The sequence below is a fragment of the Rhodococcus sp. Z13 genome, from assembly GCF_025837095.1.
In the GTDB taxonomy this organism is placed as follows: Bacteria; Actinomycetota; Actinomycetes; order Mycobacteriales; family Mycobacteriaceae; genus Rhodococcus; species Rhodococcus sacchari.
Map to the genome: position 1 here is coordinate 4,262,801 of NZ_CP107551.1, position 23,972 is coordinate 4,286,772.

Annotated in this window: 22 protein-coding genes and 2 pseudogenes; 14 read left to right on the forward strand and 10 right to left on the reverse strand. The window is 68.5% G+C overall.

Features of this window, described 5'->3' with window-relative positions; translation table 11 throughout:
• Positions 1 to 4 precede the first annotated feature (4 nt).
• Positions 5 to 595 carry a PadR family transcriptional regulator gene (locus tag OED52_RS19465; RefSeq protein ID WP_264152458.1) on the reverse strand — a complete coding sequence of 197 codons (591 nt, stop codon included), beginning with the start codon at positions 593 to 595 and terminating at the stop codon, positions 5 to 7.
• A gap of 129 nt (positions 596 to 724) precedes the next feature.
• Between OED52_RS19465 and OED52_RS19470 the strand changes: the two are divergent.
• Positions 725 to 988: pseudogene (locus OED52_RS19470) on the forward strand (Rieske 2Fe-2S domain-containing protein); the annotation flags it as partial.
• Between the two features lie 10 nt (positions 989 to 998).
• Here the strand turns inward: OED52_RS19470 and OED52_RS19475 are convergent.
• Positions 999 to 1,802, reverse strand: a complete 804-nt coding sequence (locus tag OED52_RS19475; protein WP_145690968.1) for an IS5 family transposase — start codon at positions 1,800 to 1,802, stop codon at positions 999 to 1,001.
• 158 nt (positions 1,803 to 1,960) lie between these two features.
• Between OED52_RS19475 and OED52_RS19480 the strand changes: the two genes are divergently transcribed.
• From OED52_RS19480 to OED52_RS19490, 3 genes are read left to right on the forward strand one after another with little or no spacing between them, the layout of a single operon-like run.
• A complete protein-coding gene (locus tag OED52_RS19480) occupies positions 1,961 to 2,785 on the forward strand; it encodes an aromatic ring-hydroxylating dioxygenase subunit alpha (RefSeq protein WP_264154775.1) in 825 nt (274 codons plus the stop codon).
• Between the two features lies 1 nt (position 2,786).
• A complete protein-coding gene (locus OED52_RS19485) occupies positions 2,787 to 3,773 on the forward strand; it encodes a PDR/VanB family oxidoreductase (RefSeq protein ID WP_264152459.1) in 987 nt (328 codons plus the stop codon).
• A 31-nt stretch (positions 3,774 to 3,804) separates the two neighbouring features.
• The gene (locus OED52_RS19490; RefSeq protein ID WP_264152460.1) at positions 3,805 to 5,157 is read left to right on the forward strand and encodes an MFS transporter; all 1,353 of its coding nucleotides are present in this window, start codon (positions 3,805 to 3,807) and stop codon (positions 5,155 to 5,157) included.
• Here OED52_RS19490 and OED52_RS19495 read toward each other — a convergent pair.
• A complete protein-coding gene (locus tag OED52_RS19495; protein WP_264154776.1) occupies positions 5,154 to 6,452 on the reverse strand; it encodes an MFS transporter in 1,299 nt (432 codons plus the stop codon). The two genes, OED52_RS19490 and OED52_RS19495, sit on opposite strands and share 4 nt — an antisense overlap.
• A 25-nt stretch (positions 6,453 to 6,477) precedes the next feature.
• Entirely contained in the window at positions 6,478 to 8,118 is a 1,641-nt protein-coding gene (locus OED52_RS19500) for an ABC-F family ATP-binding cassette domain-containing protein (protein ID WP_264152461.1), read from the reverse strand.
• A 285-nt stretch (positions 8,119 to 8,403) separates the two neighbouring features.
• On the opposite strand from OED52_RS19500, the gene OED52_RS19505 reads away from it, so the two are divergent.
• Positions 8,404 to 9,249: an alpha/beta hydrolase gene (locus OED52_RS19505; protein ID WP_264152462.1), complete on the forward strand. Its 846-nt coding sequence runs from the start codon at positions 8,404 to 8,406 to the stop codon at positions 9,247 to 9,249.
• A 17-nt stretch (positions 9,250 to 9,266) separates the two neighbouring features.
• The gene (gene ygiD / locus OED52_RS19510) at positions 9,267 to 10,109 is read left to right on the forward strand and encodes a 4,5-DOPA-extradiol-dioxygenase (RefSeq protein WP_264154777.1); all 843 of its coding nucleotides are present in this window, start codon (positions 9,267 to 9,269) and stop codon (positions 10,107 to 10,109) included.
• A 4-nt stretch (positions 10,110 to 10,113) separates the two neighbouring features.
• On the opposite strand, the gene OED52_RS19515 is transcribed toward ygiD, so the two are convergent.
• The 5 genes from OED52_RS19515 to catA all read right to left on the reverse strand — a co-directional run bounded on the left by OED52_RS19515 (position 10,114) and on the right by catA (position 14,815).
• Positions 10,114 to 11,094, reverse strand: a complete 981-nt coding sequence (locus OED52_RS19515) for an alpha/beta hydrolase (protein ID WP_264152463.1) — start codon at positions 11,092 to 11,094, stop codon at positions 10,114 to 10,116.
• Positions 11,095 to 11,185: 91 nt separating this feature from the next.
• On the reverse strand, positions 11,186 to 12,322 hold the full coding sequence (locus tag OED52_RS19520; protein WP_264152464.1) for an alkaline phosphatase family protein: 1,137 nt from the start codon (positions 12,320 to 12,322) through the stop codon (positions 11,186 to 11,188).
• A 36-nt stretch (positions 12,323 to 12,358) separates the two neighbouring features.
• On the reverse strand, positions 12,359 to 12,640 hold the full coding sequence (gene catC, locus OED52_RS19525; protein WP_264152465.1) for a muconolactone Delta-isomerase: 282 nt from the start codon (positions 12,638 to 12,640) through the stop codon (positions 12,359 to 12,361).
• A 44-nt stretch (positions 12,641 to 12,684) separates the two neighbouring features.
• A complete protein-coding gene (locus OED52_RS19530) occupies positions 12,685 to 13,812 on the reverse strand; it encodes a muconate/chloromuconate family cycloisomerase (RefSeq protein ID WP_264152466.1) in 1,128 nt (375 codons plus the stop codon).
• Between the two features lie 151 nt (positions 13,813 to 13,963).
• The gene (catA, locus tag OED52_RS19535; RefSeq protein WP_264152467.1) at positions 13,964 to 14,815 is read right to left on the reverse strand and encodes a catechol 1,2-dioxygenase; all 852 of its coding nucleotides are present in this window, start codon (positions 14,813 to 14,815) and stop codon (positions 13,964 to 13,966) included.
• 198 nt (positions 14,816 to 15,013) lie between these two features.
• On the opposite strand from catA, the gene OED52_RS19540 reads away from it, so the two are divergent.
• Positions 15,014 to 15,811, forward strand: a complete 798-nt coding sequence (locus OED52_RS19540; RefSeq protein WP_264152468.1) for an IclR family transcriptional regulator domain-containing protein — start codon at positions 15,014 to 15,016, stop codon at positions 15,809 to 15,811.
• Positions 15,812 to 15,862: 51 nt separating this feature from the next.
• Here OED52_RS19540 and OED52_RS19545 read toward each other — a convergent pair whose 3' ends face one another.
• Complete coding sequence (locus OED52_RS19545; protein ID WP_413247690.1) at positions 15,863 to 16,789, reverse strand: AraC family transcriptional regulator; 927 nt, start codon at positions 16,787 to 16,789, stop codon at positions 15,863 to 15,865.
• A 247-nt stretch (positions 16,790 to 17,036) separates the two neighbouring features.
• Between OED52_RS19545 and OED52_RS19550 the strand changes: the two genes are divergently transcribed.
• From OED52_RS19550 to OED52_RS19580, 7 genes and pseudogenes are all read left to right on the forward strand, one after another.
• Positions 17,037 to 17,603, forward strand: a complete 567-nt coding sequence (locus OED52_RS19550) for a flavin reductase family protein (RefSeq protein ID WP_264152469.1) — start codon at positions 17,037 to 17,039, stop codon at positions 17,601 to 17,603.
• Between the two features lie 53 nt (positions 17,604 to 17,656).
• Positions 17,657 to 19,270 carry a 4-hydroxyphenylacetate 3-hydroxylase family protein gene (locus OED52_RS19555; protein WP_264152470.1) on the forward strand — a complete coding sequence of 538 codons (1,614 nt, stop codon included), beginning with the start codon at positions 17,657 to 17,659 and terminating at the stop codon, positions 19,268 to 19,270.
• Positions 19,271 to 19,364: 94 nt separating this feature from the next.
• The gene (locus tag OED52_RS19560; RefSeq protein ID WP_264152471.1) at positions 19,365 to 19,865 is read left to right on the forward strand and encodes a hypothetical protein; all 501 of its coding nucleotides are present in this window, start codon (positions 19,365 to 19,367) and stop codon (positions 19,863 to 19,865) included.
• 293 nt (positions 19,866 to 20,158) lie between these two features.
• A complete protein-coding gene (gene benA / locus OED52_RS19565; protein WP_264152472.1) occupies positions 20,159 to 21,532 on the forward strand; it encodes a benzoate 1,2-dioxygenase large subunit in 1,374 nt (457 codons plus the stop codon).
• Between the two features lie 15 nt (positions 21,533 to 21,547).
• Entirely contained in the window at positions 21,548 to 22,051 is a 504-nt protein-coding gene (gene benB / locus OED52_RS19570) for a benzoate 1,2-dioxygenase small subunit (RefSeq protein WP_264152473.1), read from the forward strand.
• 32 nt (positions 22,052 to 22,083) lie between these two features.
• A pseudogene (benC, locus tag OED52_RS19575) lies at positions 22,084 to 23,133 on the forward strand (benzoate 1,2-dioxygenase electron transfer component BenC); the annotation flags it as partial.
• Positions 23,133 to 23,930 (forward strand): 1,6-dihydroxycyclohexa-2,4-diene-1-carboxylate dehydrogenase, encoded by a 798-nt coding sequence (locus OED52_RS19580; RefSeq protein WP_264152475.1) that lies wholly within the window; start codon positions 23,133 to 23,135, stop codon positions 23,928 to 23,930. The pseudogene benC and the gene OED52_RS19580, both read left to right, overlap by 1 nt.
• The last annotated feature ends 42 nt before the right edge of the window (positions 23,931 to 23,972 follow it).

Below are 23,972 nucleotides of genomic sequence, written 5' to 3' on the forward strand. Positions count from 1 at the left end.
CCGGTCACTCCTCCGCGGGGGCGAGCTTGTCGAGCAGTTCGAGACCCTGCCTGGCCCACGCGATCTCCGCTTCGCCCCGGCCGATGAGCCCGTCGTAGGCAAATGCCTTGAACGCGATGATCCGCTCGTGGTCCTCGACGGGGAACTTCCGCATGCGCGTCGCGATGGTGTCGTTGGTGAGATCGAGGATCGCCTCGCGCGTGGCCCTCCACCGCGCGATCTGCTCGGTGTAGTGCTCGATGTGCCGCTGCAGGCACTCGCGCGCGCGGTCCGGGTCGGTCCATTCGAAGTAGGCGGCGCGCATGTGCGCGGCGTCGCGCACCGGGGCGTAGTCCAGGGGTGTCGCCATCCAGTCGCGGAAGGCGCGGACACCCTCGTCGGTGATCGAGTAGCGGGTCTTGGTGCTGTTGGGCCCCCAGCGCACCTGTTCCCCCGCGATCAGGCCCTCGCGCTCCATGCGGCGCAGTTCGGGGTAGATCTGCGAGTCGGGGGCGTGCCACACGTGCCCGACCGAGGCGCCGAACCGTTTCGCAGCGTCGTAGCCGGTCAGGGGCTCGGCGGTGAGCAGGGCGAGCAGCGCGTACCGCAGGCTCATGGACCACCACCTTTCCGGAGCGAGTATCCCACCCTTGCAAATAACTATATCGATAGATAGTGTGTGTCCCAGCTCACCACTATCTACATAGATAGTTATTCATCCTCTCGGCGGTTCGGAGATACAGACATGACCGACCTCGGCCCCAGCGGGGCGACTGCGAAGAACATGGACTTCCCCCTCGACGCCTGGTACGTCGCCGCCTGGGATCACGAGGTGGGGCGCCGCGAGATCCTGTCGCGCACCATCGCCGGGAAACCGATGGCGCTCTACCGCACCGAGGACGGACGCCCCGTCGCACTCGCCGACGCCTGCTGGCACCGTCTCGCACCCCTGTCGATGGGCACGCTCGTCGGCTCCGACGGCATCCGGTGCCCGTATCACGGGCTGCAGTGAGGTTTTCTCACCAGGCCGGTGCTTGCAGGTGAAGAAGAACGAGAGCCGCAGCAGCGATCGAGCCGATCCTCCACGGACATAGACTGATTCGCTGCAGCGCCTTCCACCGGGTCTTCAGCAGCGCGTTCGCGCGTTCGGCCGGAGCACGCATCGCAGACAGCAGCGTGTTGCGGCAACGAGTGCCGATATCGAGATCACGGCCTTTCGTCGGGACGTGGACGCCGATCCCGGCACCGGTGTACCCCTTGTCGGCGAGGGTGGGCATCCCGCCGGCGGCAGCGTGGTAGAGGGCGCCGAGGATCCCGCCCCGACGAGCAGCGGTGAGGTCGTGCACCGAACCGGGGGCAACCTCGGACACCCAGATCGGGTAGCCGGTCGGATCGGTCAGGACCTGGACGTTGCCGCCGTGGCGGCGATGTTTACCCGAGTACCACACGTCGTGCCCGGACTCGGAACGCTCCCGGCAGCGAGTCGAGGCGATGAGGGTGCCGTCGAGACAGACATGCTCCCAGCCGGACTCGATCCCACGTTCGAGCACGTCGTGCAGGTCCGGGGCGTGCGCAGCGATCACGTCGATACCTTCGTGGAGATACCGGTAGGCGGTGGCCTGCGAGATGCGGGCATCGCGCGCCAGGGTGGCGACGTCGGTGCCGTCGCGGAACCACCGCAGCACCATCAGAGCCTGGACGTAGACGGTCGCGGCCCGCTGCCACGGCCGGCGATCGGTCCTGCGGCGGTGGGCAGCGAGGATACGGGCGACGAAGGTCAGGGTGTGCTCGGGCACGTCGAGCGTGGCACGATAGGTAATCACGTGGGGTCCTGCTCCGGGTTGCTTCTTGCTCGAAACAATCCCTACCAGGCAGGACCCCACGTCCTCTTTTCACGCCACACCGTTCGGATGTCTTTGCTGTCGTCGGTGACTCTCTGGTGAGAAAACCTCAGTACAACTCCGCGGGCCGCTGCACCCACATGCCCGCCCAGAAGACGATCAACCCGTCCGCGATGGTCGCCTCCCATCCCGTCGTGCAACGCCACCGGTTCGTCTGGGTGTGGCCGGGCGATCCCACCCGGGCCGATCCCGACCTGATCCCCGACATGTTCCAGATGGACTCTCCCGACTGGGCCGGCGACGGTCGCACCATCGACGTGCAGGCCAACTACCAGCTCGTCCTCGACAACCTCATGGACCTCACACACGAGGAGTTCGTGCACTCGTCGTCCATCGGGCAGGACGAACTCAGCGAATCCGATTTCGTCGTCACCCACGACGACCGCACCGTCACGGTCACCCGCTGGATGCACGACATCGAGGCACCTCCCTTCTGGCTGAAGAACATGCGCGACAGGTTCCCCGGCTTCGAGGGCAGGGTGGACCGCTGGCAGATCATCGAGTTCCAGGCGCCGTCCACGATCCGCATCGACGTGGGTGTGGCCAAGACCGGAACCGGTGCACCCGAAGGGGATCGGAGTCAGGGTGTCAACGGTTTCGTCATGAACACCATCTCTCCGGTCGACGAGCGCACCGCCCTGTACTTCTGGGCCTTCATGCGCAACTACCGTCTCGACAGTCAGCTCATCACCACGCAGCTGCGCGACGGCGTGCACGGGGTGTTCGGGGAGGACGAGGCGATGCTCACCGCGCAACAGAAGGCCATCGAGGCCAATCCCGGTCACGAGTTCTACAACCTCAACATCGACGCCGGCGGTATGTGGGTGCGGCGCCTGATCCAGCGCATGATCGAAGCCGAACGAAAGTATCCGTCGCACAGCGCTGTTCCCGAGGGAGCCCACTGACATGAGCACCAACCAGGTCCGCTGGCTGCGCGGCCGGGTCGTGAGCACCACCCGCGTCGCCGACTCGATCGCCGAGATCGTCGTCGCCACCGACACCGCGACCCGAGCCGAACCCGGCTCCCACGTCGACGTCCGGCTGCCCTCGGGCGACACGCGTTCGTACTCCGTCGTCGCCGGCGGCGCCGACGGGCACACCGTCACCCTCGGCGTCCACCTGTCCCCCACCTCCCGCGGCGGCTCCGCCTTCATGCACGGACTGCGCCCCGGCGACACTCTCGCCGTCACCGCGCCCCTGCAGAACTTCCCGTTGCGGGTCGGCGCGCCCCGCTACGTGTTGCTCGCCGGTGGTGTCGGCATCACCGCGGTCGCCGCAATGGGCGCGGTCCTGCGCCGGCTCGGCGCCGACTACCGGTTCGTGTACGTCGGTCGCAGCCACTCGGCGATGGCGTTCGTCCCCGAACTCGAAGCGCTCCACGGTGACCGGCTCGATCTGCACGTCGACGACGAGGGCACCGGTCTCGACGTCGCCGCACTGCTCGACGACGTGGACGCCGGCACCGAACTGTACATGTGCGGTCCGATCCGGTTGATGGACGCCGTGCGCCGTGGCTGGAGCGACCGCGACCTGCCCTCCCCCAACCTCCGGTACGAAACCTTCGGCAACAGCGGCTGGTTCGACGCCGAGGAGTTCGTGGTGGACATCCCCGACCTCGGGGTCACCACCACCGTCGGTACCGGGGAGTCGATGCTCGACGCCCTCGAACGCGCGGGCGTGGACATGATGTTCGACTGCCGCAAGGGAGAGTGCGGCCTGTGCCAAGTGGGTGTCGCCTCGCTCGCGGGGCGGATCGACCACCGCGACGTCTTCTTCGACGAACAGCAGAAGACGGAGTCGGATCGCATGTGTGCCTGCGTATCCCGTGTATCCCGTGTTCCCGGGTCCCCCTCCGGGTCGACGCCGGGTGTCGTCACGCTCGACCTTCCCTGACCATCGCGTCCTTCCATCCCCGAGGAATCCCATGGACCTTCGCGCACGCATCGACGCCGCGCCGATGCACCTCTACCAGTGGATGATCGTCACCCTGTGCGTCGTGCTGAACATCCTCGACGGCTTCGACGTCATGGCACTGGCCTTCACCGCCAAGAGCATCGGTGCCGACTTCGCCCTGAGCGGCTCCGAGATCGGAATCCTGCTCAGCGCAGGACTGATCGGTATGGCGGTGGGTGCACTGACCCTCGCACCGGTCGCCGACCGCATCGGCCGCCGCCCCCTGATCCTGCTGTCGGTGGCGCTCGCCGCCGCCGGCATGGGCCTGTCCGCCACCGCGGGATCGGCCTGGGAACTCGGGATCTGGCGCGTGCTCACCGGACTCGGCATCGGTGGTGTGCTGGCCTGCACGACGGTGATCGCCAGCGAGTACTCCTCCGCCCGGTGGCGGGGACTGGCCATCAGCATCTACACCGCCGGTTACGGCGTCGGAGCCACGATCGGTGGTCTCGCCGCCGTGAGCCTGCAGAGCGGGTACGGCTGGCGTTCCGTCTTCGTCGTCGGTGCGGTCCTGACCGGCACGGTGCTGGCGCTGCTCGCCGCCCTGCTGCCCGAATCCCTCGACTTCCTCACCGGCCGCGGACGGCCGGGCGACCTCAAGCGGATCAACGCCATCGCCCGGCGCATCGGGCAGGATCCCGTGCCGGCTCTCGTCGCGCCCGCCGACAGGTCCGAGGTCCGCGCCGGACGCATCACGGATCTGTTCACCGGCGGCAACACCCGGCCGACAATCCTGTTGTGGGCGGCCTTCTTCACCACCATGTTCGGCTTCTACTTCGTGAACTCGTGGACGCCCTCCCTGCTCGAGACCGCCGGTCTCAGCAAGGACCAGAGCGCCACCGCCGGAATGATGCTCACACTCGGTGGCACCGTGGGCTCCGTCCTGTTCGGGGTGCTCGCGAGCCGCTGGACGACCCGGACCGTGCTCGTCGCCTTCACCGTGAGCGCCGCGGCGACGATGGCCGTGTTCATCCTGTCGATCTCCACCCTGATGCTGGCCTTCACGATCGGCATCGTCATCGGCGGACTCATCAACGGTTGCGTCGCGGGCCTGTACACCCTCGCACCGTCGCTGTACGGGCCGCAGATCCGCGCCACCGGCGTGGGTTCCGCGATCGGCATCGGCCGGGCCGGTGCGATCCTCGCGCCCACCGCGGCCGGGGTACTCCTCGATGCCGGATGGACCCCGGAACAGCTCTACTTCGCCGTGGCGGGCGTCGTGGTGCTGGCCGCCGGCACCCTGCTGGCGATGCGTCCGGCGCGACCGGCCACCGCCGCGACCGAGCGTGTCGCAGCACCGGCCGTCACGGAGCCGAGACCCTAGTTCTGCCGCACCACCGTGGTGTCGACGCGCTCGTTGCCGGTGTCCAGCGGATTCGCGATCTCGTCCGCGAACATCCGCCCGGCGACGAGCGCGACGGCCATCAGCACGAACGGCGTCACCCCGGCGACCGTGAAGACGATCCACCACGGCACCACCGCGGCCAGCGGTCCCGTCACCGCGATCGACAGCGGCATGAGGGCGAGCGAGACGAAGAAGTCCAGGCTCGCCACCCGGCCGATCATCCCCAGTGGCACCCGTCGCTGCAGCAACGTCCCCCACAGCACCATCCCGGCGGCGTCGAAGAATCCGATGACGAAGGTCGCCGTGAGCATGACCGGATACGAGGTGGTGAACGCGAACACCGCGAGCGGCAACGTTCCGGCACCCCAGCACATCAGCATGACCGTCAGGTACCGGCGCGGCAGCGGCCGCGACGACACCATCAGCGAGCCGAGTGCCCCACCGGCACCGAACGCGGCGAGGAGCCAGCCGAATCGGCGTTCCCCGTCGTCGAACAGCTCGCGGGTGAGGAACGGCAGCAGCACCTCGACCGGCCCCATCACGACGAAGGTCATCACGCACGCCGCGACGAGCGTCCACAGCAGCCAGGGGGTGCCGATCGTGAAGGCGATCCCCTCCTTCAGATCCGCGAGCACACCCGCCTTCTCCTCCGGATGCTCGGCGGGGTCCTCCCGTGGCGGGCGGACGCACAGCAGCAGCACGAGCGCGCAGGCGTGGACGGCCGCCACGACGAACGCACCGGTCGCCGGGAGGAACGCCCCGACCACCATGCCGGCCACCGCCGGTCCCGTGCCCTGCTGCAGGGTCGGGCGCAGCGCCCCCTCCATCCCGTTGGCGGCGAGCAGTTCGTCGGCGGGCAGTACGTGCGGCAGTAGCGCGGTGTAGGTGGGGAAGAAGAACGCCGTGCCCGCACCGAGCACCGCCGACGCCATCGCCATGTGCCACAGGGCGAGTGCACCGGTCAGCGCGAGCGCGGTCACCGTGGAGACCGAGACGACGTTCGCGACCTGCACCGCGATCAGCACACCGCGTTTCGGCAACCGGTCCGCGGCGATCCCGCCCACGAGCGCGAAGGCGAGCAGACCCCCGCTCAGGCACGCCGCCACCGAGGACAGCGCGGTGGGGTCGTCCCGGATCGCGATCACCTGGAAGACCATCACCACGGTCCACATCCCCGATGCGAACAACTCGGCGGCCACCGCCCCGATCAGCAGGCGGTAGTCACCGTGCCGCAGCGGGGCCACCGCCCGCCACCGGACGCTCACGTTCCGAATCCTCCTCCTGCGTGGTTGTTCCGGCCTATCCCAGGGCGAGATGCGGCCAGTGGGCGATGTCGCGGCGCATCTGCCGGTCGTGGGTCGCCAGCGCCACGGCCGCGTCCGTCGCGCCCAGCGCCTCGGTCAGTTCGTCCACGAGGGTCACCGACAGGTGGTTGGTGGGCTCGTCGAGCAGCAGCACGTGCGGCCGCGCGGCGAGCACCATCGCCAGGTCGAGGCGGCGCTGCTGCCCCATCGACAGGTCGCGCACCCGCTTGCCGAGATCCCGTTCGGTGAACAGGCCGAGTTCGTCGAGATCCACTGCGCCCTCGCCCGGGACGAGCCCGGCGAGGACGAGTTCGCCGACGTGGGTGTCGTAGACCTCCCGCACCCGGGCGGACGACGGCGACGGCGATTCCTGCGCGAGCCGTCCGATGCGCACCTCCGGATCGCTCTCGCGGTTGCCGGAGGTCGTGTCGATCTCACCGGCGAGGACGGCGAGCAGCGTCGACTTCCCGGCGCCGTTCGGCCCGGTGATCACGAGCCGCGCCCCGGCGCCGAGCGCGAGCGTGACCGGGATGTCGAGCCGGCCCTTCACCACCGCGTCCTCGAGCCGGATCAGCGGCGCGTCGGGGTCGATCCCGTCGAGGTCCACGCCGAGCGTCGGCATCGAGAACTGCAGGGGCGGTACGGGAACCGACACCGCATGTTCGTCCAGTGCGTCCTGACGGCGGCGCACCGACTGCACCAGAGCCGGTGCGCGCGTAGCCCGTTGATGCTTCCCCGTGCCCTTCTCGGGCCGCCATCCGGTGACGAGCCGGTCCTGCGCGGCCTCGAGATCCGCGGAGAGCTTCGCCTGCTCGGCCTGCTGGTGCGCGTATTCGTCGACCCACCGGGCATATTCGGCCGCCCGGCCGGTGCGGAATCCGCTGTATCCGCCGCCGTAGAGGCGGGGCCGGCCGTCGCGGCTGGGATTCAGGTCCAGGATCGACGTGGCCACATCGGTGAGCAGGGCACGGTCGTGGCTGACGAGCACCACACCGCTGCGGGTGTTCTGCAGGCACTCGGTGAGGTATTCGAGACCCGACGCGTCGAGATGGTTGGTCGGCTCGTCGAGCAGCAGGAAGTCGTGCTCGGCCCCGAGCAGGGCGGCCAGACGCACCCGATAGCGCTGCCCCACCGACATCTGCGCCAGCGGCCGCGACCTGTCGGTGACGGCGCCGAGCGCCTCGAGGGCGGTGTCCACGCGCCGGTCGGCGTCCCACGCGTCGAGGCGTTCGGCGGCGTCCAGCGCCTCCGCGTAGTCCTCGACGGCACCGGGCCGCTCGTCCGCGAGCGCCACGACGCTCTCGTCGAGGGCCCGCAGCACGGCGCGGACGTGGGCGAGTTCGACGTCGATCAGATCACCCACGGTGCGGCCGGCGTCGGCGGTCATCTCCTGCTCGGCGAGGCCCAGGGATCCGAAGCGCCGCACCGAACCGGAGTCGGGTTCGAGACGTCCTGCGAGCACGTGCAGGAGTGTGGACTTGCCGCGCCCGTTCTCCCCGACCACGCCGAGGCGGGAGCCGGGAGTGACGGTGAGGCCGACGCCGCGCAGCACGGGATGACCGTCGCGTACGAGGTGCACGTCGACGGCGCCGAGCTGGGCCTGCGAACGCAGGGGTAGAGAGATGTCGATGGTCATGCATTTCCTCCGGGTGGAGGCACACTCGTCCCACAACGGCGGCGGGCGGATGCGCTTCTGACGAACGGCCACGTGTGCGGCCGGGAGCGGATTCGGCTCGGATCGCCGCCTCGGTCTACGTCACGAGGGGCGAACGGGTGTCGTCAGTGGAAGAGAAGCGCCTGGGTCACAGATTCCAGGGTACGCCCGGCGGTGGACCGGTCAACGGATTTTTCGGGCGCCGCACCCCCGCGGCCCGTGCGAGGATGCCAGGGACAGCTCTCGACGAGGTCGCAGGAGGGGCTCATGCAGCACACCGAGTCGTCGTTCACCGGCGGCGGCGCAATCCCGATCGTGTACGACGTGTGGTCACCGGACACGGCGCCGTCGGGTGTGCTCGTGCTCAGTCACGGACTCGGGGAGCACGCGCGTCGATACGACCACGTCGCCGAGCGTCTCACCGGTCTCGGGCTGGTCGTCTACGCCCTCGACCATCGTGGTCACGGGCGGTCGGGCGGCAAGCGGGTGCATGCGACCGCGATGCGCGAGTTCACCGACGACCTCGACGTCCTGGTCGATCTGGCGGCGCACGCCCATCCGGGTCTTCCGCTGTTCCTGCTCGGGCACTCGATGGGCGGTGCGATCGCCCTCGCCTACGCCCTCGACCATCAGGACAAGCTGACCGGGCTGGTGTTGTCCGGCCCGGCGGTGATCGTCACCTCGGGCACCCCGAGGCCGGTCGTCGAGGTCGGCAAGCTGGTCGGCCGGTTCCTGCCGAGCGTGCCGGTGCAGAAGCTCGACAGCCGGGCGGTCTCCCGCGATCCCGCGGTGGTGGCGGCCTACGACGCGGATCCGCTCGTGCACCACGGTCTGGTGCCCGCCGGTCTCGCGCGGGTCCTCGTCCTCAACGAGGAGAGCGTCGAGAAGCGTCTGCCGTCGCTGACCGTGCCGCTGCTGGTGATGCACGGCACCGCCGACCGGCTCGCCGATCCGGCCGGGGGGAAGCTCGTCGCCGAGCGTGCCGGTTCGGAGGACGTCACGCTGAAGCTGTACGACGGGTTCTTCCACGAGGTGTTCAACGAGCCGGAGAAGGATCGGGTCCTCGACGACCTGGCCTCCTGGCTGAAGACCCGGCTGGACGGCCGGGAGTAACGCACGTGTCCACCCGCATGCCCGTCGCCTTCCTCGGCCACGGCAGCCCGCTCAACGCCCTCGAGTCCAACCGGTACACGCAGGCCTGGGCGGCGTTCGGCCGGTCGGTGCCGACGCCGCGCGCGATCCTGGCGATCTCGGCGCACTGGTTCATCAACGCCACGGCGGTCACGGCGATGCGGTCGCCGCGCACCATCCACGACTTCTTCGGGTTCCCGCAGGAGCTGTTCGACATGCGGTATCCGGCGCCGGGTGCGCCGGAGCTGGCCGAGGAGATCGCCGATCTCGTGCACCCCACCTGGGTGGGTGCCGACGTCGACTCGTGGGGCATCGACCACGGCACCTGGTCGGTGCTCGCCCATGCCTTCCCCGAGGCGGACGTGCCGGTGGTGCAGCTCGCGCTCAACGCGTACAAGCCGCTCGGCTACCACGTCGAGCTCGGTGCCCGGCTCGCCGCGCTGCGCGAGAGCGGGGTGCTGATCGTGGCGAGCGGCAACATCGTCCACAACCTCGGTGCCATGGATCCGCACCGGCCGGGAGCGGGTTTCGACTGGGCGCACCGGTTCGACGAGGACGTCGCCACCGTGCTGCGGGACCGTCCCGGCGACGCGGCAGCGCTGCGGGAGCATCCCGATTACGCCGCGGCCGTGCCCACCCCGGATCACTTCCTGCCGCTGCTGTACGTCGCGGGTCTGGCAGCCGAGTCCGGGGAGCAGCCGCAGACGTTGGTCGACGGCGTCGAGTACGGCTCGTTGTCGATGACGTCCTACACGTTCGGCGCGCCGGCCTGCCCGCCGGGAAGCGACGGGCACGGTGCGGGGCTGCCGGAGACCCCGGAACCGCCCGACACCAACCTCTGAGTGGTCAGGCGGTCCGGTCCCCGTCGGTGTCGACGGCGACGACCGCGCGCCGCGCGAACCGGGTGCTGAGGCGGATCAGTTCCATGGCTTCGGGCAGCGCGCGGGCCAGTACGGGCCAGGCGTGGATCTGCCCGCGCCACAGGTGCGTCTCCACCGTGTTGCCGGCCGACGCGAGCCGCTCGGTCATGATCTCCACGTCGGGGCGGGTCAGCTCGTATTCGGCGGCGCACATGAACAGGGGCGGGAACAGCACCGGGTCGGCCTCGACCGGGTTCATCTCGCCTTCGATGGCCTCCTCGCCGGCGAACCAGCGGGGACGCAGCTTGTCGAGGGCCTTGATCGGCAGGTAGGCGTCCTTCGCCATGTAGGCCGGGTCGTGCTTGTCGAGGTCGAGGTTGAGCAGCGGCGAGTAGCCGATGACCGCGGCGGGGGGCTGGATGCCGCGGCGGGCCGCGAGTTCGGCGACCTTGACGGCGAGATAGCCGCCCGCGGAGTCGCCGCCGACGACGATGCGGGTGGGGTCGTCGGCGATCTCGAGCAGCGCCGTGTAGGCGTTCATCGCGTCCTGCACCGAGCCGGCGATCGGGACGGCCGGCACCTGCCGGTAGTCCATCGAGTACACCGGGGCGCCGGAGTCCAGCGCCAGCTGCACGCACAGCTGCCGGTGGGTGGACGGGCCGCAGAAGACGAAGCCGCCGCCGTGGAAGTAGAGGATGGTGGCGTCCTCGAGCGGGTCGTCGGCGGGCTTCGGGGAGATGATGCGCTCGCCGGGCACCCCGCCGAGTTCGGTGGGGGTGATGTGCACGACCCGCGGCCTGGGGGTGATCCGGTCGACCACCCACGACAGCCGGCCGAGCGCGGCGATGCCGAGGTCGTTGCTCGGCCACACGCTCAGGATCGGCTTGAACAGGATCCGGACCACCCAGAGCAGGATCAACGCGATCCTGCTACTGCGATCGTGCCAGGTCACCGTGTTCGTTCGCATGTGCACACACTATGTGACCGATGCGGGTCGCGGCATCGAGAGTTCCGACACCCGCGGCGGCACGCGGAGTCGCCGGTCACTCCGTCGCGGGTCACCCGATCCGCAGCAGGGGCACGAGCAGTTCCTCGTCGGTGAGCGCGCCGTGCTGGCCAGGCAGGTTCGACATGACCTGCTCCCCCTCGCTGCGGATCACCGAGGCCTCGCCCCGTCCGACGGCCACGATGTCGCCGATGCGTTTCGTCAGGGCCGGGTCGGGGTCGGATCCGAACAGGCACGCCTCGAGCGCGTCGTCGCGGGTGCCGACCCACGCGTCGTCGCCGAGTTCGTTGCGCCAGCGTTCGAGGACGCGGTCGACGTCGTCGGTGTAGACGTGGCGGCAGCGGGGTTCACCGGCGATGACGGTGACGTCCTCGCCGAGGCCGGGGACGTGGTCGAAGTCGAGGCGGCGACCCCGGGAGGCGTCGACCATGCCGTGGTCGGCGGTGACGAGCAGCCGCACCCCGGCGGGCAGGGCGGCGGCGAGTTGTTCGACGAACCGGTCGACCACCGTGAGCTGCGCGAGCCACGCCGGGGATTCGGGGCCGTAGAGGTGACCGAGGGTGTCCACCTCGCCGATGTAGCAGTAGACGAGACTGCGGTCGCCGGCGCCGACGGCCGCGACGACCTGGGCGAGCAGGTCGCCGTAGGCGGAGACCCCCACGAAGTTGCCGCCGCGCAGCACCGCGCGGGTCAGGCCGCTGCCCTCGAACGCGCGGGGGACGACAGTGGTGACGGCCAGGCCCGCCCGGCGGCCGCGTTCGAACACCGTCGGGTGGGGTTGCACGGTCTCGGGGACGAGATCGTCGCGCTGGTCGAGGGCGGTGCCGGCGACGGTCCAGCGGAGCCAGTTGACGGGCGCCTCGATCTCGTCGACGTAGGACTGGTAGCCGGTGATGCCGTGCAGGCCGGAGGGCAGGCCGGTGCCGAGGGAGGCGAGGCTGACCGCGGTGGTGGTGGGGAACCCGGCGCGGATCGCGGCGCCGGGCACCCCGGTGAGATACGGCGCGGATTTCGTGTTGCGTTGCAACAACTCCCATCCCATGCCGTCGACGAGGAGGACGACGGTGTGGTCGCTGGGAGCGAGGGCGAGTCGGTTGGCCTCGCCGGCGACCCCCGCGGACGCGAGCACCGACGGCATCAGGTCGGCGAGGGTCGGCTCGGCGTAGACGTCACGCAGCGGCAGGCTCATACCCCGAGTATGAGCCACCGCTCCGCGTGCGGAGGCTCACTTGATGTCGGAGCCGTGCTTCGTCAGCGGGGTGACCTCGATGTCCATGTAGGGGAACAGCGGCAGGTTCCACAGGATCTCGTGGAGTTCGTCGGCGGAGTCGACGTCGAAGATCGAGATGTTGCTGTACTTGCCGACGATCCGCCAGATCTCGCGCCACTTGCCCTGCCGCTGCAGGTCCTGGCTGTAGGCCTTCTCCCGCGCGATCGTCTCGGCGCGCACCTCGGGGTCGAGGTCGCGGGGGATGTCGACGTCCATCCGAACGTGGAACAGTGCCATGGTGTTTCTCCTTCTGCTGTGAGCCCGGTGCCGCGACCTGCCGGTCAGTCGCGGGCGTACTTCTTCACGACGTCCATGTCCAGTTCGACACCGAGACCCGGCCCCTCCGGCAGGTGCACCTGCCCCTCGGAGTAGTCGAGCGGGGTCTGCAGCAGTTCCACGGCGAACAGCTGCGGGCCGAACAGTTCGGTGCCGTGGTCGATGCCCGGCTCGGAGCACGCGAAGTGCACGGACGCGGCGGTACCGATCGGTCCCTCGATCGAGGTGGCGCCGTGGCAGCGCAGACCGGCGGCCTTCGCCACCGCGACGACCTGCTTGCTGCGCTGCAGACCGCCGCACTTGGTGGTCTTGAGTGCGATGACGTCGGCGGCGCCGAGCCGGGCGACCTCGTAGGCGTCGTGCGGGGTCTGCACCGACTCGTCGGCCATCACGGGCGCGGAGATCCGGCGGTTGATCTCGGCGAGGACGTCGAGTTGGTCTGCGGGCGTGGGCTGCTCGATGAGTTCGACGCCGCCGTCGACGAGCTGCGGGACGTACCGCAGGGCGGTGAACCGATCCCAGCGGGCGTTGACGTCGATGCTGAAACCGACCTCGCCACCGAAGGCCTCGACGACCTTGACCACGCGGTCGGTGTCGACGGCCGGGTCGAGCGCGCCCATCTTGAGCTTGAAGGAGAAGTTGAGACGCTGCTCGCGCTTGTGCGTGACCTCCTCGACGATCTCCTCGAGCGGGGCCGCGCCGAGCGCCCAGCGCACGTCCACCCCGGTGCGGAACACGCCGCCGAGCAGCGCCGCGACCGGCAGACCGAGGCTGCGACCCCACGCGTCGTGCATGGCGATCTCGACGGCGGCCTTGGCGAAGCGGGCGTTGGCGACGATGCGTTCGACATCGACCATGACACCACTGATCTCGTCGACACCCCGGCCGACGATGTAGGGGCCGATGTACCGCTCGACGATCTGCTGCATCGTCTCGACCGACTCGCCACCCCACCACGGTCCGCCCGGGACGACCCCTTCGCCGTAGCCGGTGACGCCGCCGACGGTGGTCACCGCCACGAGCAGGATCGGCTGGGCCTCGGCGGTGGTGGTGGCGAACTTGTGCGGGCGGATCAGCGGCACGTCGACGATCGTCGTGGTGACGGAGGCGATCTTCAGGTCGGGGTCGGACATCGGAACTGCTCACAATCGGGGGTCGGGTCGTGACGGGGGACATCCCGGTACCGCGCGCAGCACGAATGCCGGTGCCCCTCGGGGACACCGGCATTCGTCACGCGCACCGGGTACTCATGTGGTGTGGATCAGGCATCGTCCGTGGTGCGGATCAGGCATCGGGGTCGAGCACGAAGTTGTAGGTCACTTCCTCGATGCCGGCGGCGTTGGGCTGCGGATCCAGGATGAGTTCGGGCTTGACGGCCGTCGCGACGTCGTCGTCGACCCACTCGCCGCCCTTGAAGTACAGCTGGGTGGTGATCGAGCGCTTGCCGGGGGCCTTCACCATGAGGTGCAGGTGGGCCGGGCGCCAGGGGTGGCCGCCGTAGGACTGGATCATCCAGCCGGTCGGTCCGTCGGCCGGGATCTTGTAGGGGGCCGGCTTGAGCGTGGTGATCTCGAAGTTGCCGTTCTCGTCGACCTCGACGGTGCCGCGCAGGTTCCATTCGGGGATGCCGGGGGCGAACTGCGAGTAGAAGCCCTCCTCGTCGGCGTGCCACAGTTCGACGGTGGCGCCGGGCAGGCCGTTGCCCTCGAGGTCGGTGACCTGGCCCTTGAAGATCAGGGACGGGGCGAGCCTGTCCTGCTCCCGCATCGGCATCGTGCACTTGGCCGGCAGGCGCGGGCTGTCCGGGACGTAGTAGGGGCCCTCGATGGAACCCTTGGTGCCGGCGAAGCCCTTGCGCTCGTAGTGGACCTTCTCGATCTCGTGCTCGAGGAAGACGTCGAGGAAGAGGGGCCACTCGCCGTATTCGCCGACGTCGATGAGCCACTGCTTGAGCACGCGGTACTCGTCGTAGGTGACCTGGTGCTTGTGGATGACGTCGGCGAGGGCTCCGAGCACGTCCTGGTAGATCGCCGATGCACGCTCGACGGAGGTGTCCGACGTGACGCGCTCGGCCTTGAACTTGTCGGTGGCGGCGTTGCCGGACCCGAAGGCGGTGGGGTTCTCCATGGTGGTCATGGCTCTCCTCGGAAGGGCTGGGGAACTGTCGGGAAGCGAATGGCCGGTGCGACACGACGGGGCTGAAGGCGATCACCGGATTTGTACGCTGTGCGTACTTGTGTGTCGCAGTGCGTACATCACATACTGTGCGGGGTGTCACACCGCTTGTCAACACCGAATCGGGCAACATCGAGGAGTCCGCAGGTAGGAGAGGGAATGTCGAGTACGGACCTAGGCAACGGTCGTAACGGTGACCGCGACTTCATCCAGAGCATCGAGCGCGGTTTCGCGGTGCTGCACGCCTTCGACGACAAGGATCCGAATCCCACTCTCGCCGAACTGGCCTCGAAGACCGGGCTGTCCCGGCCCGCGGTCCGCCGGATCCTGCTCACCCTGCAGAAGCTCGGCTACGTCGCCTCCCACGGCACCCGCTGGTCGCTCACCCCGCGCGTGCTGAGCATCGGGCAGCACTACACCTCCTCGCACGCCCTCGTGGACTCCGCACTGCCGAAGCTCGTCGAGATCGCCGAGCACACCAGCGAATCCGCGTCCCTCGGCGTGCTCGACGGCACCGAGGTCGTCTACGCGGCCCGCGTGCCGGTGCGCCGGATCATGAGCATCAATGTCTCCGTCGGCACACGTGTACCCGCCTTCGCCACCTCGATGGGTCGGGCGCTGCTGGCCTGGTCGCCGCGCGAACTCGTGGACCAGGTGCTGGAACGCACGCAGTTCCAGCGGTTCACGGATTCGACCATCGACAACGCGGACGATCTGCGGGCCGAACTGGCGCGGATCCGCGAGCAGGGTTACGCCCTCACCCTCGCCGAACTCGAGGACGGCCTGATCACCCTCGCCGCCCCGGTCTTCGACACCACCGGTCACGCGGTCGGCGTGCTCGCGTGTTCCACCTCGACGGGCCGGCACACCCCCGGGTCCTTCCGCGACCTCGCGGCCAAGCGGGTGGTGGACTGCGCCGAGCGCCTCAGCAGCGAACTCGGTTACCGGCTGCACTGAGAAAGCCCTGTCCGGAAGCAGTTTCCCGGGAGGCTCCCCTCTCGGGTTCCGTCATCGGCGCAGCGTCACCGACGGCGCCACCCCGTACTTGCGCTTGTACGCCGCTGCGAACCGTCCGGTGTGCGTGATCCCCCACTTCAGGGCCACATCGGTGACCGACAGTTCCGCGGCGTCGCCCGCCGCGAGCTCCTCGTGGATGCGCTCGAGGCGCAGGTCCAGCAGGTAGTCGCGCGGGCACACCCCGAGGTACTCGCGGAAACCCTCCTGCAGGCGCCGCACGCTCACGCCGGCCACCTCGGCCATCTCGGCGGTGGTCCACGCCGAGGCAGGATCCTCGTGCAACCGGTCGAGCACCCGCTTGATGATCCGCGGACGCGCGCCCCCGGCCGGATCCGCGTCCTCGGGCATGACGGCGAGGATGAACGACGAGGTCAGCGCACCCGACAACTGCTCGGCGACAAGCGGATTCCGCCAGAGTGTTTCGTCCGATTTGAGCTGTTCGACGATCGAGCGCAACAAGGTCATCCAGCTCTGTCCCGCCGGGGTCGTCAGGTCCACGCGGTCCGGGAGCCGCAGGTCGGGCCGGGCCAGGATGCGGGCCATCTCGCGCTGCAGGTAGTCGCGTTCGAGCTTGATCCCGACGATCTCGCAGTCGCGTGACCACCGCTGCTCCGGGGCGGCGGTGTCGGGCCGGAAGATCACGGCCTGGCCGACCCCCGAAAGAACCCCCTCACCTGCGGAGATGCGACCGGATACGGGGATGTTCACGGCGTATCCGCCCGGATGTTCGCTGCGGATCGACACCGCCGCTCCCCACCCGATCCGCGCGAGCCGGATGGGGCCGAGGGGCAGGGTGCGGAGCCGCAGCGACGGCGCGACGTCGTCGAGCGGTGTGAGTTCGTGCTCGAAGTACGCGTTCGAGACGACCTCCTCCACTTCCTCCCAGTCGACCGGCCCCGGAGTCGGCTCCACTGCCATCGGCTCCTCACCTTCGTTTCGGCTCGTGATCGGCGCTCGACCTGCGCTTTTACGCAGATCCGCGCGTGCGTCATCCAGTGTGATGCGGAACACGGTCCCAGGCAAACAAGGACCTTGGACCCACTCGTCGCGCTAGATGGATAGTGACCGCGCTCACTGGATCGCACAAGCGACGCGCCGTCCATATGGTCTGTGTCACACCGAATCGAAGTCCACCCACTCGCACCGGACAGGAGGACGCAGAGAGATGGATCAGCGCACACTCCGCAACATCTTCGGCCAGTTCGCCAGCGGCGTCACCGTCATCACCTGCGCGAACAGCGACGGAGAGCCGCACGGCGCGACCGTCACCGCGTTCACGGCGATCTCGCTCGAACCCCGCCTGTGCCAGGTCACCCTGACCCGGACGTCCAAGGCCTGCAAGTTCCTGTCCGGCGCGCCGTTCGCGGTCAACATCCTCGCCGCCGACCAGGTCGGTACCGCACTGCACTTCGCCGGCCGGCCCCAGTCCCCCGGACCGGTCTGGGAACAGGGCCCCACCGCCCCGATCCTCGCCGGCACCGCCGCCACCCTGTCGTGCACCCCCTGGCGCGAATACGACGGCGGCGACCACGTCATCTACATCGGCGAGATCGTCGACGCCACCTTCGACGAGACGGCCGATCCGCTTCTGTTCTACCGCAGCACATTCCACGACCTCGGCGCTCCCAGCGCCTCCGCCGCCTGGAACGGTTCGCTCGACGACCCGCACAGCGGATGGTTCGACTCCGGCACCCGTTTCGTGCCGTTCGGTCTCGCCCCGGCCCGCGTCTGAGACATCACGCGATCCCGAACTTCCCTTCACCACCCCGGACAAGGAGATCCTCCATGACCACCACCGAGCCCCGGCCCACGGACACCGTCGACCGTTCCAAGGTCAACGTGGCCGCCGACCATCCGGCCAACCAGCAGCAGAACTTCGCCTCCCGCCCGATGACCGGCGACGAGTACATCGCCTCCATCGACGACGGCCGCGAGATCTACCTGCACGGTGAGCGTGTCAAGGACTTCACCAACCACCCGGCCTTCCGCAACTCCATCCGGATGACGGCGCGCCTCTACGACGCCCTGCACACCGGTGAGCACGTCAACACCCTCACCGTCCCCACCGACACCGGCAACGGCGGCGTGACCATGCCGTTCTTCCGCACCCCGAAGTCCGCGGACGACCTGCGTGCCGACCGCGACGCCATCGCCACCTGGGCGCGCCTGACCTACGGCTGGATGGGCCGCAGCCCCGACTACAAGGCGTCCTTCCTCGGCACGCTCGGTGCGAACGACGAGTTCTACTCGCCCTTCCAGGAGAACGCGAAGCGCTGGTACCGCGAGTCGCAGGAGAAGGTCCTGTACTGGAACCACGCCATCATCAACCCGCCGGTCGACCGCTCGCTGCCGCCGGACCAGGTCGGCGACGTGTTCATGAAGGTCGAGAAGGAGACCGACGCCGGCCTCATCGTCTCCGGGGCCAAGGTCGTGGCCACCGGCTCGGCGATCACCAACTACAACTTCATCGCCCACTACGGCCTGCCCATCAAGAAGAAGGAATTCGCGCTGATCTGCACGGTGCCGATGGACGCACCCGGCATCAAGCTGATCTCGCGCGCCTCCTACTCGCAGAACGCCAACGTCGCCGGTTCGCCGTTCGACTACCCGCTGTCCTCGCGGATGGACGAGAACGACGCGATCTTCATCTTCGACAAGGTCCTCGTGCCCTGGGAGAACGTCTTCATGTACGGAGACGTGGAGAAGATCAACAACTTCCTCGGCGGATCCGGCTTCCTCCAGCGCTTCACGCTGCAGGGCTGCACCCGCCTGGCCGTCAAGCTCGACTTCATCGCCGGTCTGCTCATGAAGGCCCTCGACGCCACCGGCGCCGGCGGATTCCGCGGTGTGCAGACCCGCGTCGGCGAGGTCATCGGCTGGCGCAACCTGTTCTGGTCGCTGTCCGACGCCATGGTCAACAATCCCGAACCGTGGGTCGGCGACACCGTCATCCCCAAGCTCGAATACGGCCTCACCTACCGGATGTTCGCGATGCAGGGTTACCCGCGCATCAAGGAGATCATCGAGCAGGACGTCGCCTCGGGCCTGATCTACCTGCCCTCCTCCGCCGCCGACTTCCAGAACCCCGACGTACGCCCGTACCTCGACAAGTACGTCCGCGGCTCGGACGGCATCCAGGCCGTCGACCGCGTGAAGGTCATGAAGGCCCTGTGGGATTCGATCGGCTCCGAGTTCGGTGGCCGCCACGAGCTCTACGAGCGGAACTACGCCGGCAACCACGAGAACGTCAAGGCCGAACTGCTCTTCGCCGCCGAGGGCCGCGGTGACGTCGCCTCCATGAAGGGCTTCGCGGAACAGTTCATGAGCGAATACGACCTCGACGGCTGGACCGTGCCCGACCTGATCGGCAACGCGGACGTCAGCGCGTACTACAAGTAACCGACTCCCGCGCGCGGGCGGATGCTCTCCGTTCCCCCTGCCCGCCCGCGCGCGGCCCCCAACCTCCCCTGTCCACCGCGAAGGAGCGTCCGAGATGACCACGTCCGCTGCGAATTCCGTACATCGCCCCCTGGTACCGGAATTCGACGCCGTCGTCCTCGGGCGCTCCTTCGCCTCCCAGCGCGTGGCCAGCCGGCTCCGCGACGAACTGCGCCTGTCGGTCCACGAGATCGCCGCCGCGACCCTCGCCCGCTACGACGACATCGACCACCGGTGGGAGATCCTCGTCGGCGACACCGTCGTCGTGCGGGCGAAATTCGTGATCGACGGGCACGGTGACCTCCCGATGCGGGGCCGCGACGAGATCGAACCCGGTTTCCGCGCGGTGACCACCCCAGGCTTCCCCAATCTGTTCCGTCCCGTGGTCCCGGGACGCGCGGATGCCGTCGGGTACACGGTGTCCTGCATCGCGTACATGCGGACCAACGGCCTCGACTACGTCGAACGGCGCCTGCGGACGCCGATCTCGGACGACGACTTCCCGGAGCTGACCTTCGACCGGCCGTCGCCGGTCCTCTGGACCGACCTGGCCTAGGTCGACCGGAACCGCCCCGAACCGGGACGATCCGACGAGCGGGTGATGCCACGAGCATCACCCGCTCTCGTCGTGTCCGGACCCTACCCGACCCACCCCAGGGTCCTAGGTATCCCTGGGCATTTGCCTGGTGTGACCGCAACCACATGCTGGCATGGTGGATGTATCGCCGGACGGATCGCGTCGAGCCGGACCGGAGAATCCCGGTCACCACGGAACCTTCCCCACGGGCTCGACCACGTCGGACACAGCCCCGTCCGTCCCGGGAACGAAGCCGATACCTGGAGGATCCCATGACCGACATCGTGGAGAACGTGCGTGCCCGCCTCGACGGAGCACTCGTGGAAGACCCGGAGACCGGACAGTACCGGATCCGCCGTGACGTCTTCACCGACGAGGACGTCTTCGAACTGGAGATGAAGTACATCTTCGAAGGCAACTGGGTGTATCTCGCGCACGAGAGCCAGATCCCGAACGTCGGCGACTATTTCACCACGTACATCGGCCGGCAACCCGTCGTCATCAGCCGCGACAAGGAAGGCGAGCTGCACTGCCTGATCAACGCGTGCAGCCACCGCGGCGCGATGCTGTGCCGCCGCAAGACCGACAACCGCACCACCTTCACCTGCCCCTTCCACGGCTGGACGTTCCGCAACAACGGAAAGCTGCTGAAGGTCAAGGATCCCCGCGACGCCGGTTACCCCGAGCAGTTCAACACCGACGGCAGCCACGACCTGCGGAAGGTCGCTCGTTTCGCCAGTTACCGCGGTTTCCTGTTCGGCAGTCTGAACCCGGACGTCAAGTCGCTCGAGGAGCACCTCGGGGACACCACGAAGATGATCGACATGCTCGTCGACCAGTCCCCCGAGGGACTCGAGGTACTGCGCGGTTCGTCCACCTACACCTACGACGGAAACTGGAAGCTTCAGGCGGAGAACGGCGCCGACGGCTACCACGTCTCGGCCACGCACTGGAACTACGCCGCCACCACCGCACGGCGCACCGCCGGTGAGTCCACCAACGAGACCAAGGCGATGGACGCCGGCACCTGGGGCAAGCAGGGCGGCGGCTACTACTCCTTCGACCACGGCCACCTGCTGCTGTGGATGTGGTGGGGCAATCCCGAGGACCGGCCGCTGTACCCGCGCAAGGAGGAGCTGGCGGAGGAGTTCGGCGAGAAGAAGGCCGAGTTCATGGTGGGCGCGTCGCGCAACCTGTGCCTGTACCCGAACGTCTACATCATGGATCAGTTCTCGTCGCAGATCCGGCATTTCCGCCCCATCTCCGTGGACAAGACGGAGGTGACCATCTACTGCATCGCCCCCAAGGGTGAGAGCCCCGAGTCGCGCGCCAACCGGATCCGTCAGTACGAGGACTTCTTCAACGCCACCGGCATGGCCACCCCGGACGACCTCGAGGAGTTCCGGTCCTGCCAGAAGACCTATCTCGCCTCCGCCGCCCCGTGGAACGACATGAGCCGCGGCGCGACCCACGTGCTGAACGGACCCGACGAGGTCGCACGGGATCTCGGGATGAGCAAGGTGCTGTCGAGCGGCGTCAAGACCGAGGACGAGGGCCTGTACCCGATCCAGCACCGTTACTGGCTCGAGGCGATGCGGGACGCCGTCGCCGCCGAGAGCTCCGACGTCGACCCCGCCGCACTCTGAGAGGACTCCGAAATCATGACTGCCGTATACGAATTCACGCAGACCGATATCGAGCAGTTCCTCTACCGTGAGGCCCGCCTGCTCGACGACCGCGAGTTCGAGCAGTGGCTCGAGTGCTATCACCCCGACGTCGAGTACTGGATGCCGGCCTGGGACGACAACGGCACCCTCACCGAGAACCCGCAGACCGAGATCTCCCTGATCTACTACCCGAACCGCGGCGGCCTCGAGGACCGGGTCTTCCGCATCCGCACCGACCGTTCGTCGGCGACCTCGCTGCCCGAGCCCCGCACGGGCCACAACATCACCAACGTCGAGATCCTCGACCGTCACGGCACCGAGATCGACCTGCGGCACAACTGGTTCTCGCTGTACTTCCGGTACAACACCACCGACACCTACTTCGGGACCACTTTCGTCACCCTCGACGTCTCCGGTGCACAGCCGGTGATCAGGAAGAAGAAGATCGTCCTCAAGAACGACTACATCCACCACATCGTCGACGTCTACGTCGTCTAGATCCACCCCGAACACGAAAGGAGGCACGTGCCATGACCTTCCAGGTGGCATTGAGCTTCGAGGACGGGGTCACCCGCTTCATCAAGGTCGGCCCGAACGAGACCGTCGCGGACGCCTCGTACAAGGCACGCATCAACATTCCGCTCGACTGCCGCGACGGCGCGTGCGGAACCTGCAAGGCGTTCTGCGAATCCGGATCCTACGACGCCGGCGACTACATCGAGGACGCCCTCACCGACGAGGAAGCCGAACAGGGTTACTGCCTGCCCTGCCAGATGACGCCGGAATCCGATCTGGTGGTGCAGATCGCGAGCACCTCCGAGGTCGCGAAGACCGCGGCCGCCTCGTACACCGCGACGATCACCGAACTGCGCCGCTACTCCGAGAGCGTCGTCGGATTCGACGTCGAGATCGGCAACCGCGACGAGCTGGTGTTCCTGCCCGGCCAGTACGTCAACATCGGGGTGCCCGGCAGCGACGACGGCACCGGCCGGCCGGCCACCCGTTCGTACTCGTTCAGCACGGGCCCGCACGAGAATGCGCTGTCGTTCCTGGTGAAGATCACCGAGGGCGGCCTGATGTCGGAGTACCTGCGCGACCGGGCGCAGGTCGGCGACAGCCTCGAGCTCACGGGCCCGTTCGGCAGCTTCTTCCTGCGCGAACGCACGCGGCCGTCACTGCTGCTCGCCGGCGGCACCGGCCTGGCGCCGCTGCTGTCGATCCTGTCGAGGATCGAGGCCGAGGATTCCGATCACCCGGTGCACCTGATCTACGGTGTCACCTTCGATCACGATCTCGTCGAACTGGACACGCTCGAGGAGTACACGCGCAAGCTGCCGAACTTCACGTTCGACTACTGCGTCGCCGACGAGAACTCGTCCGCGCCGAACAAGGGGTACGTGACCGGCCTGTTCGAGCCCCACCATCTGAACGACGGTGATGTGGACGTCTACCTGTGCGGTCCGCCGCCGATGGTCGAGGCCGTCCGGAACCACTTGTCCGAGAACGGCATCGATCCTGCGAACTTCTACTTCGAGAAGTTCAACACCTCGGCCACGCCGGCGCTCGCAGGGGCGGCGTCGTGACCGCTCCAGCGATCTTCCCGGGCCGGTTCGACGGGCAGTGCCTGACGGTCACCGGCGCCGCGCAGGGCATCGGCCTCGCCGTGGCGACCCGGATCGCCGCCGAGGGCGGTGAGGTCGTGCTCGTCGACCGCGCGGACCTCGTGCACGAGGTGGCCGCACAGTTGCGCGAGGCCGGCGGCAAGGCGCACTCGGTCACCGCGGACCTGGAGACCTTCGAGGGTGCGGAGGCCGCCGTCTCCTTCGCACTGCGGACCACCGGCCGTATCGACACGCTCGTCAACGTCGTCGGCGGCACGATCTGGGCCAAACCCTACGAGCACTACGCTCCGGACGAGATCGAGAAGGAGATCCGGCGCTCGCTGTTCCCCACGCTGTGGATGTGCCGGGCCGTCGCCCCGCACCTCACCGAGCAGGGCGGCGGCACGATCGTGAACGTCTCGTCCGTCGCGACCCGCGGGGTCAACCGCGTGCCGTACTCGGCGGCCAAGGGCGGCGTCAACGCCGTCACCGCCTCGCTCGCTCTCGAGCTCGCCCCCTACGGGATCCGCGTGGTGGCCACCGCACCGGGCGGCACCGTGGCGCCGGAACGGCGGATCGCGCGCGGTCCGTCCCCGCAATCGGAGCAGGAGAAGCGCTGGTACCAGCAGATCGTGGACCAGACCGTCGATTCCTCACTGCTCAAGCGGTACGGCACGCTCGACGAGCAGGCCGCCGCGATCTGTTTCCTGGCCTCCGCGGAGGCCTCGTACATCACCGGCACGGTGCTGCCCGTCGCCGGTGGCGATCCGGGCTGACGCCCCTCGCTCGGCCTCACCGGAGGCACCAATCCCTCCGGT